8 protein-coding genes and 1 tRNA gene are annotated in these 13,005 nt (G+C 59.4%); 6 read left to right on the forward strand and 3 right to left on the reverse strand.

All coding sequences use genetic code 11. The annotated features are described in order from the left end of the window. Nucleotides 1-14: 14 nt before the first annotated feature. From tsaD to PSDT_RS02990, 6 genes are all read left to right on the forward strand, one after another. The gene (tsaD, locus tag PSDT_RS02965) at nt 15-1,061 is read left to right on the forward strand and encodes a tRNA (adenosine(37)-N6)-threonylcarbamoyltransferase complex transferase subunit TsaD (protein WP_006289945.1); all 1,047 of its coding nucleotides are present in this window, start codon (nt 15-17) and stop codon (nt 1,059-1,061) included. 21 nt (nt 1,062-1,082) lie between these two features. Then, on the forward strand, nt 1,083-2,516 hold the full coding sequence (locus tag PSDT_RS02970) for an alpha/beta hydrolase (RefSeq protein ID WP_006290521.1): 1,434 nt from the start codon (nt 1,083-1,085) through the stop codon (nt 2,514-2,516). 174 nt (nt 2,517-2,690) lie between these two features. After that, on the forward strand, nt 2,691-5,369 hold the full coding sequence (locus PSDT_RS02975) for a bifunctional lysylphosphatidylglycerol flippase/synthetase MprF (RefSeq protein WP_006289947.1): 2,679 nt from the start codon (nt 2,691-2,693) through the stop codon (nt 5,367-5,369). 273 nt (nt 5,370-5,642) lie between these two features. Further along, nucleotides 5,643-5,716: transfer RNA gene (locus PSDT_RS02980), tRNA-Arg, on the forward strand. A gap of 129 nt (nt 5,717-5,845) precedes the next feature. Continuing rightward, the gene (locus tag PSDT_RS02985) at nt 5,846-7,186 is read left to right on the forward strand and encodes a Na+/H+ antiporter NhaA (RefSeq protein WP_006290520.1); all 1,341 of its coding nucleotides are present in this window, start codon (nt 5,846-5,848) and stop codon (nt 7,184-7,186) included. A gap of 361 nt (nt 7,187-7,547) precedes the next feature. Then, nucleotides 7,548-8,189, forward strand: coding sequence for an LOG family protein (locus tag PSDT_RS02990; RefSeq protein ID WP_006289948.1), 642 nt, complete (start codon nt 7,548-7,550; stop codon nt 8,187-8,189). Between the two features lie 146 nt (nt 8,190-8,335). Here the strand turns inward: PSDT_RS02990 and PSDT_RS02995 are convergent, their stop codons facing one another. The 3 genes from PSDT_RS02995 to PSDT_RS03005 form a co-directional block, all read right to left on the reverse strand. After that, nucleotides 8,336-9,031 carry an O-methyltransferase gene (locus tag PSDT_RS02995; RefSeq protein ID WP_006289949.1) on the reverse strand — a complete coding sequence of 232 codons (696 nt, stop codon included), beginning with the start codon at nt 9,029-9,031 and terminating at the stop codon, nt 8,336-8,338. 57 nt (nt 9,032-9,088) lie between these two features. Next, entirely contained in the window at nt 9,089-9,964 is an 876-nt protein-coding gene (locus tag PSDT_RS03000) for a succinate dehydrogenase/fumarate reductase iron-sulfur subunit (RefSeq protein ID WP_143828325.1), read from the reverse strand. A 795-nt stretch (nt 9,965-10,759) separates the two neighbouring features. Further along, the gene (locus PSDT_RS03005) at nt 10,760-12,988 is read right to left on the reverse strand and encodes an FAD-binding protein (RefSeq protein WP_006289951.1); all 2,229 of its coding nucleotides are present in this window, start codon (nt 12,986-12,988) and stop codon (nt 10,760-10,762) included. Nucleotides 12,989-13,005 lie beyond the last annotated feature (17 nt).

Raw genomic sequence — 13,005 nt, forward strand, 5'->3', positions numbered from 1 at the left:
GGATGGCAGAGGTCATGAGCGAACCGATTGTTCTGGGCATCGAATCCACCTGTGATGAGACGGCGGCGGCCGTAGTGGAGGGCGGCAAGCTTTTGTCCAACGTCGTCGCCTCTTCCATGGACGAACACGCCCGTTATGGTGGCGTGATCCCTGAACTGGCTTCCCGCGCCCATGCGGAGGCCTTCGTCCCCGTCATCTCCCAAGCCTTGGCCGACGCTGGGCTGGATCTGTCACAAGTGGACGCCATCGCCGTGTCCGCCGGCCCCGGTCTGGCGGGCTGCCTGGCGGTCGGGGTCTCCGGGGCCAAAGCCCTGGCTTACGCCGCAGGCAAGCCTTTGTATGGAATCAACCACGTGATCGGGCACATCGCCGTCACCCAGCTGCAATTCGGCCCCTTCCCCCCGGATACCTTGGCACTCATCGTCTCCGGAGGCCATACCTCCCTCCTGCATGTCCGGGACGTCGCCCGTCAGGTGGATGTAGTGGGGACCACCCTGGATGACGCGGCGGGGGAGTGCTTCGACAAGATCGCCCGCCTGCTCGGCTTCCCCTACCCCGGAGGCCCGCATATCGACCGGCACGCCCAGAAAGGCGACCCCCATGCCCTTAAGGTCCCGCAAGGACTGACCCAGGGCCGGTCCGCCGCAAAACATCCGTATGATTTCAGTTTTTCCGGGGTGAAAACGGCGGTGGCCCGGTGGTTGGAAGAGCAGGATTCCCTAGGCAGGCCGATTCCGGTCGATGACGTCTGCGCCTCCTTGGCCGACTCCGTGGCCACCGTTTTGGCGCGCAAGGCCATCGAAGGCTGCAAACGCTACGATTCCCAGATCTTGATCGTCGGCGGCGGTTTCAGCGCCAACTCCCAGCTGAGGGGGAAACTCCAGGAATTCGGCCAGACGGCGGGGATCGAGATCCGCATTCCCCGGTTTGAACTGTGCACCGACAACGGGGCCATGGTGGCCATGCTCGGCTCGAACCTGGTCTCAGCCGGCCTGCCCCCTTCCCCGGAGGACTTCTCCATTGATTCATCCATGCCCATGGATCAGATCTACATGGCGTGAAAGCCAAGGAAAGGTAGACGGATGAAACAGTTGTGGGCGCATATCTCCACATGGTTCTTGGAGGTCCCCTTGAACAAGGGGGTCTTCCCTCAAGCGGTCGCGGGCCTGGCCCTGCTCCTGCTGGTGGTTCTCTTGCCCTATTCCGCCACCAAGATGAAAGGATGGGCGGCCAAGAGGAAACATCCACGCGCGAGCCTCCTCCTGATGCAGCTTTTAGTGGCGGCCGGCCTGTATGGGATCGGCTTCGGCCTGACCTACCTCCTGTCCAACGTCTGGGTGGTTTTCGGGGTCGAACTCGGGCTTCTGGTCATCCGGAAGGTGGCCTTGGCCTTGGCCTTGCTTGGGTTCTCCATCATCAGTCTGGTCTCTTACCGGGGCTGGCGCAAAGTCGTCTCCGTCTTCCTGCTCATCGTCTCCCTCCTTTACGGGACTTTGGGGGTGAACGCCATTTACGGGCAATATCCCACCCTCAAATCCCTCCTGGGCTATAGGTCTTTCCCCTGGCTGTCGAGCTCGGAGGTCCATCAGGCCGACAGGACCGTCGCCCAGTGGCAGAAACAGGCCGAGAAGGGGACCCTACCGGCCATGCCGGCCAAAGGGATCGTGCGGACGGTGGTCATTCCCGCCTCCCAGTCCGGCTTCGTCGCCCGGCCCGCCACGATTTATCTGCCCCCCGCGGCTCTGAGCAAACATCCGCCCAAGCTGCCGGTCATGATCGTCCTCGCCGGGCAGCCGGGCAGCCCGGATCGCTTTTTCCTAGCCGGGGATTACCAGGCCTATCTCAACGCTTTCGCCGCCCGCCACCATGGGTTGGCCCCCATCGTGGTCTCTCCCGACCAGCTTGGCGCTTCCAGCCATAACACCCTCTGTTCCGACACCCCGATCTACGGGAAGGCCGAGACCTACATCAGCAAGGACGTCCCCGCCTGGATCTCCTCCACCCTCCCGGTAGAACATCCGGGGAAAAGCTGGCTGATCGGCGGGTTTTCCATGGGAGGGACTTGCGCCACCCACCTCGGTCCGCGTTACCACGACACTTTCGGCAACGTCATTTCGGTGGGAGGGGAGATCCACGAGACCGATGGCAGCGAGCAGGAGATGATCTCCCGTTTCTACCGGGGGGACCGGGAAGCTTATGAAGACCATATTCCCGCCCGGGCCATCGAGAAATACGGACGCAGTTGGCAGACCTTCCTTTTCGGGGATGGACAGTACGACCAGATCGGGCAAAAGAACGCCAAGGCCATAGCCAAGGCGGCCTTGCGCAAGGGCATGAGGGTCAAGGCTTTCGTTGCTGATGGCAGCGGGCATGACTGGCATACCGTCCAAGCTGTTTTCGACTATGGCCTCCATCAGTTCTGTTGGGACCAGGGATTGACGAGCCAGGAGCCCAATCTCAAAGACTTCAAGAAGCTTTCGCCCCTGGCCCTCAATGAGCCGGAAACGGGGTTATGATAGGGCAAGAAGCTATCGGAACCGCATCAGGCGGATCAAGCATGTAAAGTGATAAGACATATCAGGTTTATCAGGCATATACATACAAAGTGAAGGCCCTAACCCAATCCGGAACTGCGGAACCTTCACCAAGATTCGGACCAACCGAAGATCGAAAGAAGCGAAGGTAGAACGATGACCGAACAGACAAAGCGTTCGCAGACGGCAGTCAAGGCCAAGAAACCCTTGGATTCCGCCCGGCACCCCCTGGCCGCCCTTCTGCGCGACTGCGGCGATTGGAACCGGGGACACCCCCTGACCCTGTCCATGGTCCTTTTCTTCCTCTTGGTCAACGTCCTAGTGAGGATCTTCGCCCTCCACCACGCCAATCTCAGTCCTTTGACCACTTTCGGCGGGCAGAACGACTTCAGGACCAGCTTCATCAAACTGGCCCATGGCCGATGGTATACGGCCATCAATTCCACCTTCTTCGTGGACGCCGTTTGGCAGATCGTCCTGGGGGTCATCGTCATCCTCTTCGCCATGGGGGTGGCCGAGACTTATCTCAGCCGGGTGAAGATCGGGGCCACGATCGTCGTCACCTACATCATCGGCCTCAGTTCGGGTTTGGCCCTGTGTTATCTTTTCCAGCATTTCTCCATGGCCTGGCGCACCTTGTCGGTCATGTCACTCTCCTTGGGGCCGGGGATCCTGATCATCGGACCCTTCATGGCGGCCGGGGCGGCCTTGAGCCCCCTCTGGCGCCGTCGTCTGTACATCTTCACCTACGCCTTGATCTCCGTCGACTTGCTTTACCGGGGGGAACCCATCGATTACGCCCTCTTGGTCGGGGCTTTCGTCGGTCAGGCCTGCGGCTTCATGTTCGTCAGGCAGGACGTCAGCGATTTCGTCGTGGAGCCGGCAGAGGCGTCAGAAGTCTGGAACATCCTGGGGATCATCACGGCAATCACCGGCCTGGGTCCTCTGGTCTCAGCCACGTCGCCCATCCATGCCGGACCTTTGTCCACCATCGGCCTCCTGCTGAGTCCGGCTCAGGAGGATTTCGGGGCGGTGGCCCGCTGCATGCACGGGGCCAAACGTATCGATTGCTACGCCCATTATGGGATCATCCGCGCCCACAACCCCAGCCTCGTGGCTGTCTCCGCCCTCGCCCTGGTGGCTATCCTGATCATCGCTTGGGGCATTTATCGCGGTCGGAGGACGGCCGTCAACATAGCCATCGCCTGGAACGCGGCCGAGATCATCCTGGCCGTCATCTACTACTTCCTCCTGCCGGTCTTGCTTGACGTCCTCATGTATGATGAAAAGTCCAATGTCACCATCCTCAGCATGATAGCGCATGGGTCTTTGCACGCTTTCCTGGTGACCAGCCTCTTGCCTTTCGTCCTCATCGTCATTTACGCTTCCCAGCACCGCCGTTTCCACATCGTCACCCGCCGCAGCCGTCTGTATGCCGGCATGGTCATCATCGCCGTCTCTTTCGTGGGATTGAGCCTCCTCTACTATCTGACCGCTCGCCTCACATCGGGGCCGTGGGTCTACGAAGGTGATTTCTTGTCTTCGGAACAGATGGGCGATTTCGACATCTTCGTCTCTCTACTGACCCAGTACATGCCGATCGGGTTCCTCTCCTTCCTGCGACTGGAGCCCCATCCTCTGGCCGCCTTCCCTCGGTTGCTCTTCCACTTGATCGGGCCGCTCGTGTGGATCATCGCCATCAGGGTCCTCATCTCATGGTTCTCCCAGGACGGGGTGGTCGGCTTCCGGGAGCACAGGCAGGCTGACCGTCTGGTTGAGCAAGGCGGCGAGTCCATGTCCTTCATGACCACTTGGGAAGGCAATGAGTACTGGTTCTCTCCCAGCGGCAAGTCTGCCATCGCTTACCGGGTCTATCTGGGCATCGCTTTGACGGTGACCGGGCCTTTCGGCGACCCCCAGGAATACAAACAGGACCTCATCGACTTCACCCGCTTCTGCGAGAAGAACTCGTGGATGCCCGTTTTCTACGCCGTCCACGAAGATCAGCGGCAGGCGTTGGAGGACATGCAGTGGAGCAGCCTGGACGTGGGCACGGAGATGATCATCGACCCTCGGCAATGGAAAACCACTGGGAAGAAATGGCAGGACGTGCGCACGGCCATCAATAAGGCCAAGCGGCAGGGGATCGTGGACGTTCTCAGCACTTACCAGGAAGCCTCGCTGGACGTTCGCTCCCAAATCATCGGAATCTCCGATTCCTGGGCGGACGAGAAGTCCCTTCCGGAGATGAAGTTCACCCTTGGCGGGGTGGAGGAGCTGCGGGATCCCCGGGTGAAGCTGCTCTACGCCGTGGACGCCCAAGGCGAAGTGATCGCCGTGACTTCCTGGCTGCCCACCTACCGCCAGGGGAAGGTGGTCGGCTGGACTTTGGACTTCATGCGTCATCGGCCCGACGCCGTCAACGGCATCATGGAGTTCCTCATCGCCCGCATGGCTGAGCGCCTGAGGGATGGGCAGTCGGACAACCCGCAAGGGGCCGATACGGACGATCCGACCATGAAGGACGTGGAATTCCTCAGCCTGTCCGCCGCCCCTTTGTCGGGAATCCAGCCCCTAGGCAAGGGGTCTGCCGTCCCGACCCATGTCCTGCAGATGACCGCGAAGATCTTGGAACCGGCGTACGGCTTCCATTCCTTGCTCTTCTTCAAGAAGAAGTTCCAGCCTCAGGAGAGCCACGTCTTCGTGGCCTATCCTGACGCCTCCCGGCTGCCTCAGCTGGCCTTGGCCGTCACTCACGCCTATCTGCCCGATATGAGCATGAGGGATGTCATCTCCCTGATGGAGGCCGTCTCCAAGAAGAAGGAGGAAAAGTAGGCGGAAGTAAGCACGAGACGGATGCAGGTGGTTGGCCTGAGCCATGAAGCTATGCTGGCTGCTGGCTGCCGGCCTGGGTGAGGAGCCGTGGGAAGCTGCAGTTGGCATGCTTAGGCGAGGAGCTGGTTGTCGCATGATTGATTGGCGGTATGGCTGATTGGCAAAGAACTGAGAGCGGGGCCAGGGGCTGCGCCAGCAACACGCCGTGTTTGCTTTTTCCGCATATCGTGCTTAAATAGATGACTGTTGTCAGGAAGAAATGAATGACGGCATGCGCCAGTAGCCCAACGGATTAGAGCATCTGACTACGGATCAGAAGGTTGCAGGTTCGAATCCTGTCTGGCGCACGGACAAGCCGGGAGCAATCGCTTCCGGCTTTTTCTGTTTGCTTCCGTGTGCGGCTTCAATCCGTCGCATATCCGATTGGCGCGGCGTCCCCGCGCCACACCCCTAGGCCGGTTTTCGAAAGGAATCTCATGACCGAAGAGGCAAGGTTGGACACCGACTTCCATCAGGTGGCCCTAGACGAGGAGCGGGGAAGGGGCCGAACGCTGACCCTGGTGGCCCGCTTGTCTTACTCGGACCGGGCTTCCGGTCTGATCATGCTCGCCTTCGCCCTCGCCGGGCTCCTGTGCGCCAACCTTCCCTTGACTAGAGGCTTCTACCATGGTCTTTCGGAGTGGACCATCGGTCTGCCCGGGACGAATCTCATGCTGGGGATAGGGCATTGGGCCCAGGACGGCCTGCTGACCATCTTCTTCCTGGTGGTGGGGTTGGAGCTGAAACAGGAGTTGACGACCGGTTCCTTGGCCAATCCCCGGGCCGCGGCTGTCCCGATGATCGCCGCCTTAGGTGGAGTCCTTCTGCCCCCTGCGGTTTTTCTGGTAGTGGCGGGCATCGGTTCCCGCCTGGACCTGATGCATGGGTTGGCCTTCTCCTTGGTCGCTCACGGATGGGCGGTGCCGACCGCCACGGACATCGCTTTCTCCCTGGCCATCCTGGCGATTTTCGCCAAAAGCCTGCCCGGCTCCATCCGGGCCTTTCTCATGACCCTGGCCACGGTCGATGACCTCTTGGGAATCATCATCATCGCCCTTTTCTACTCGTCTTTGAACGCCTGGTATTGGTTCCTGGCGGTCATCATCCTGGCCGCCTGTTGGGCCTTTCTGGTCCGCCGCCGGCGGGTTCCGTGGGTCCTGGTCGCTCTTGTGGGGATTTGCGCCTGGGCGGCCATGTATGAGGCCGGAATCCATCCCACCCTGGCCGGGGTCCTTGTGGGGCTTTTGACCCCTTCGCGTCCTCTGTTTGAGGAGGAATCGCCCCGGGCGGAGCGTTACCATGACAAGCTGCAGCCCTTCTCCGCCCTTCTGGCCCTGCCGATTTTCGCCTTTTTCGCCACGGGCATCAGTTTTACCGGCTCCGAGGCTGGGATTGCGGCTGCAGCTGGCTCCGCGGCTGGAACCGCTGCTGGTTCGGTCTCGGCTTTCACCTTGTCTCCCATCGTCTGGGGGATCGTCGCGGCCTTGGTCATCGGCAAGCCTGTGGGGGTGGTAGCCGCCACCTGGATCAGCACCCACCTTTTCCGACTCAAGCTCGCTCCCGGTCTGAAGGTCAGGGCCTTGATTCCCATGGCCACGGCTTGCGGCATCGGTTTCACCGTCGCCTTCCTCATGGCCTCCTTGGCCTATCATCATGAGCTTTTGCAGAATGAGGCCCGATTCGGCGTTTTGATTGGCTCTCTCCTGTCCGCCGCCTTGGCCGCTATTCTTTTGCGCAGGCAGGAGAAACGGTTCAAGCGGACGGGGGCCTTGGCCTGAGTATTTGCTGGCACTGAATCAGCTGGGGGACTTTAAGGCCTCTTGGTATCTTTTAGATCCTCTAGGGGCCTGGACGCTTCTCGTGATTCTGAGGCTTCCCTGGCTTTGAGTCTTCCTTGCCCCATGATTTCCCCGCCCTTTTTCTCCTCCCGCCGGGCAGACATTGACGAATCGCGTTAAGCATCGTTTACTGGTACCTTTTTCCCTCGGGCAGACAAGGCGCTAGAGTGAGGGAGGACGTTGGGGAGCGGGGGAAGTGGGGATAGGACGATGAGATAGGGGAGCGGGGGGATGAAAGAACCAAATGAAGGGCACAAGGGATGGATGCCGGCGAATGGCATCCAGGAAATGAAGGATCATCATGACTGAAGCGGATTTTTCCGGCATTGGCGAAGAGAACGCGGAGCAATGGATCGATGGGGTGGCGGAGGAATTCCGCGAAGGTTTCCAGACCCTTTCCGCCATCGGCCCCGCCATTTCCATCTTTGGCTCCGCCCGGCTCTCCCAAGATAACAAGTACTGCCTGGCGGCCGAGAGGATGGCCCGGCTGGCCGTCGGAAAGGGGAGGGCCGTCATCACCGGCGGAGGGCCGGGAATCATGGAGGCCGCCAACCGAGGGGCCAAACTGGCCGGGGGAAGGTCGGTCGGCTTGGGCATCATCCTCCCGCATGAGCAAAAGCTGAACCCCTACGTGGACACCTCCATCACCTTCAAACACTTCTTCGTGCGCAAGACCATGTTCATGCAGCATTCGCAAGGTATCATCGTCTGCCCGGGCGGTTTCGGCACTTTCGACGAGATGTTCGAGGCCCTGACCCTGGTCCAGACGCATAAGGCCCCGCACATGCCCATCGTCCTGTTCGAAAAAGACTATTGGCAGGAGCTATTCACGTGGCTGAAGACCACGGTCCTGGATAGCGGGATGATCTCCACCTTCGACCCGGGGACGGTTTTCTTCACAAACAGCGAGGCCGAAGCCGTCGACCTGGTCACCCGGGACTGAGCCAATTCACGAAGCATCAAGCATTTTCAGATTCTGGAATCCGGACTCTGAAAATGGAATCAGGAATCCGGAACCCAAGGCAGAGCCAACCAATCTGAAATCTGAATCCGGAATCAGAAATTTTCCGAATTCAGAGACGAAAAATCCTACCGACGGACGGAGAAGAAAAGACCAGTGCCGATGGGAAGGAGGACGGAAGAGAAATCTTCGTCCTCGGGCAGCTGCGCGACTAGGTCCCTCATAGCCACGGTTTGGCTCGTGCGGTCGGCTGGGTTGACCACTCCGCCCTTATTCCCCGGGTTGCTGAGGGCCATGAGGTCGTTGATGATTAGGACGCCCCCTGACCGCAGAAGGCGGGAAGACATGGTGATGGCCTGGTCCCAGTCGCTGACGCCTTTGCCGAGGATGACCAGGTCGTAATCGTTTTCGTTCAACCGGGGCAAGTAGTTCTCCACGGCCGCGTTCACCATACGCAGGGTGAGGGCGGTCTCGTTCTGGATTCGGGTCAGTTCACGGCGGGTTTCCTCGTTGGCGTGTCCGCTGGGATTCACCACGGTGACGACGGCTTCGTCGGATAGGACCTTGACCAAGTGCAAGGTCTCCAGCAGGGGGTTGGTGCTGATGATGATCACCGACGTGGCCTGCGAAGCAAGGGCCTGGTTGGCGATGAAGGCGCACTGTCCAGCGCTCGCGCAAGCCGGGCTGGGGAAGGGAAAGTCGGAAGAGGCGGCCGCCGTCTCTTTGCCCCGGATCGCCCGGGTGCGTTCGTCCTCCTGATCCAACTCATGCTGTTCGATGAATTCCCACATCTTGGCTATCGAAGTATGTCGTGCACTGTCCATACTTCGATTGTAAAGGATTCGTGCGAAATCACAGGCTGCGGATTCGCCGGGCGTCTCCTACTCGTTGCGCTGATTCTGGAGTCGCTTTTTCTTGGTGATCGCCTGCCAGATGACTTCGCCGACGTCAATGCCTTGTGGACAGTTCAGAGAACAGGCGCGGACGGATTGGCAGGCAGACAGGGCGTCGGATGCGCCCAGGTCGGTCCAGCGCTTTTCCGTCGCCTGATCGCGGGAATCCTCGATGAAACGCATCTCGTGGACCAGGGCCGCAGGACCGACGAAAGCTTCTCCGCCGGAATAGATCGGACAAGCCCCTTCGCAGACCCCGCAGGAGATGCAGGTGGAGAGCTGCTCGAACCTGGTCAGTTCCTGTGGGCTTTGCAGATATTCGAAAGCGTCGATTTTGCCGGATTCGGTCGTTTTCAGCTGACCTGTCGCCTGCAGGTAAGGTTGGAAACGTTTGATTGCCTCCAGCATCGGGTCGATGTCCACAATCAAGTCCTTGAGGATGGGGAAGCCGGCCAAGGGGGAGATATCGATGACCTTCGCAGGAGCGGGACCGTCGGACGGCTCGCTTTGAGCGTCCCTGGTATCCTTGGTGTCTTCGGCCTTAATCCGAGTTTTTCCGACCAGAGTTTCCTCCTCGCCTGTCTCCCCGACCTGGGCGGGCGCGGGAATGGTCCTTCGGAAAAGACGATGACCGTTTTCCGCCGCGTCCTTGGCCCAATACTCCACGGTCGCCGTGCATAAGAGGGTAGGAGCGCCGTTGACCCGGACCGCGTCGGACCCGCACATGCCGTGTCCGCAGGAGTAGCGGAAGGCCAGTCCGGGATCTTGCTGGCGTTTGATCATCAGCAGGACGTTCAGAAGGGTCTCCTGTTTGGGGACGGTCACTTCGTACTCTTGCACCCACGAGATCCCCTGCTTTTGCACCGGAGTTTCAGTCTGGATCTGGTCAAGAGCCGATGGCTGATTTTGTCGGGAACCATGGTTCAAGTTTTCGGCGGTTGCGGCAGCGGTGACGGTTGGGATAGCCGCGGCCGTTGAGACCTCAGTGGCGGTTGCGGCATCAAAGGTGTCATCTATGCCAATGGAGCCGGATAGGCTTGCGGACGAGTTTTCGGATGAGGACCTCGGATTCTCGTCATTCGTCGAAGCTGTTTGGAAGGGATTGCTGTGATGCCGCTGACACAAGCCCCCTGTTCTTACGGCTGCTTCCTCAACAGAGGTTCTCCTCGAAGAAGTCTGAGAAGAATTGGATATGTCCTGAGCATCCACCGAGGCGAAGGGATTGCTGCGATGGTGCCTTCGTGGCAGGGGCCGTGTTTGATTCGCGGCGGAGGCAGAGCTGTTCGAAGAGGAATTCGCCAGGGGGAAGGCCCGCGACGCCGAACCTGCGGATGAGACGTTGGATGGCTCATCGGCGAAGGCCGGTTGGGGGGAGAACCTATGCACTCGCATGGTGACCGTCATCAAATGTTCGGTTCGCTGCTTGTTCATGTTCTCACACTTTCCATCGTTTCGGGCTTGCCTCTATGCGGAATCGCCTTCATCCGGTCCACATGTCTTTTCATACCGCATGTTTCTTCAGCCGATTTTATGCGCATTGATAGATTTGGCTTATCGTGGTTTTTGCGCCCGGATGTTTCCAATCTGATGCATGCGTATGGGGGAGGAGGCCTTATAGGCATGCATTATGCTGATGGAGAGCGGATGGAGAAATGAGACTCAATAGTCTCTTCGGCTGATGGCGAAACGCGTCACAACCACTGGCTTGCGGCGTATGGCCCCATCTTGGTCGATGAAGGTGTGAGTAAGGAAATGCTCATCGTCGCGAAGGGGGAAATCTCTGCGGTAGAAGGAGCCGCGGGATTCCTGACGATCAAGAGCGCTACGGATCAGAGTCTGGGCCACCAAGAGCAGGTTCTTGGCTTCCATGATGGCGACCAGCTCCTGATTGAAGACCATGCTTTGGTCGTGCGCGCGTAGGTTCTCGGCTAGGGGGGTGAGCTCCACATCGAGTTCTTCCTGCGCTTGCTCAAGGGAATCGGCGTCGCAGCGAATGGCGAAATATCTCTCGAGGCATCGTCCCAGCCGGACGATGAATTCATACGGATTCGTCTCGGTTCCGGCCTCCGGCGAACCGGTGTCTCCCATTCGTCCATCACTCTTGCCGACCTCGCGGCCAAGCAGAAAAGCGATGTCCCTTTTCCTTCTGGCATAGGACTGGTCCAGAGGGGACAGGGCGTCTTCGTCGATTCGGTCCATCTCGGACTCGGACTGACTGCGATCAACGGATCTGTCTGATTCGTCTGATCCGGCGGCTTCGAAAGGCTCGTTGGACCGAATGGCTATGGATGATGCCAGCGCTCCCGAAATCGACTCGGCGAGCTTTTGCCCTGCTCGGTGACCGAAGAGACAGGCGTCAAGCAAGGAATTCGCCCCCAAGCGGTTGGCTCCGTGAACGCTGAGACAAGAGCACTCGCCAGCGGCGAAAAGACCGCGCACGATGGTCGTCTCGCCGACCGTTTCCCCCTGTACTTCCGGCTGGTCTTCCGGCTGCCTGTTGGGCTGATTGCTAGGCTGATCATCAGGTTGATCATCAGGCTGATTCATCTCCGTGGAAGTGGCCGTCGATTCATCCGGTTGCCGGCGTCCCCAGGTATCGACTTGTCCCCATTCGTCGATGGGGATGCCTCCCATGGTGTAATGGGCGGTCGGTTTGACGGGGACCAAGTCGACGCTGGGATTAAGGCCGGCATACCGTTCAATCGTTTGCAGTACTTCGGGTAGGGATTTTTCCATGTCGGAGCGGTCGATTGAGCGCAAATCCAGCCAAACGCAGTCTGCGGGACCATCGGGGTCTTGCGGGTCGCGGACGCCTCGACCGGCATCGATTTCGGACATGATGGCGCGGGTGACCACGTCGCGGGCCGCCAAATCCTTATGTTCAGGGGCATAGCCTTCCATGAAGGCCTCTCCACTGGAGTTGCGTAAGACCCCGCCTTCGCCACGTGCCGCTTCTGACAGGAGGATGCCCGTGTGAGCGAGTCCAGTGGGATGGAATTGGACGAATTCCATATCTTCCAATTGCAAGCCGGCGCGTAGGACCAAAGCCATCCCATCCCCGGTCAAATCCCAGGAATTCGACGTGGTATGGAACAGATGACCCGCCCCGCCGGTGGCGAGGAGCACGTTCTTCGCCGCCAACTTGCGCAAACAGCCCGCCTTGAAGTCGAAGACGATAATGCCTTCGACCTTTTTTCCACCGGTTTCGCCCGTATTCTCCGCCCTGACTGTTTCACCGTCCTTTACGGCTTTTCCTGCCTTGTCTACTTCCCCAACCAAGTTTGTCCTATCAGCGTCTTCTTCGCCAGCCTCTCCTTTCTGCTGGAGAGGGCGGGCGATTGGGCTGAGGACCAGGTCAGTCACATACCATTCCTCGGCGAATTCCACGCCTTCTTTCACGCACTGCTGCCAGAGGGAATAGAGGATCTGATGCCCGATGCGGTCGGCCGCATAAGCGGTACGCTCGATCGGTTCTTTGCCGAAGTCAGCTGTGTGCCCACCGAACTTACGTTGGGCGATTTTCCCATTCTCCATTCGGCTGAAAGCAACCCCATCATGTTCGAGGGCGATCACCGTTTGAGGGGCGTCCTTCGCGAGAATCTCCGCCTTATCCTGGTCAACCAGCCAATCTCCCCCCTTGACTGTGTCATACCAATGCCATTCCCACGAATCCGGACGCTTATTACCCAAACTTGCGGCGATACCGCCTTCCGCCGATCCGGTATGGGAACGCAAAGCCTCAAGTTTGGAAACGACAAGGACACTTGGTCTGCCGGACAGACCTCGGTCTTCCCATGTCCTCAGCAGTTCCAGCGTCGCGGAAAGACCCGCGGCCCCTGCTCCCACGATGATTGCGTCATAGCTTTCATGGATCGTCGTTGGTGTCATACTGCGATTCTGTCACG

Source organism: Parascardovia denticolens DSM 10105 = JCM 12538 (genome assembly GCF_001042675.1).
GTDB classification, from domain to species: Bacteria; Actinomycetota; Actinomycetes; order Actinomycetales; family Bifidobacteriaceae; genus Scardovia; species Scardovia denticolens.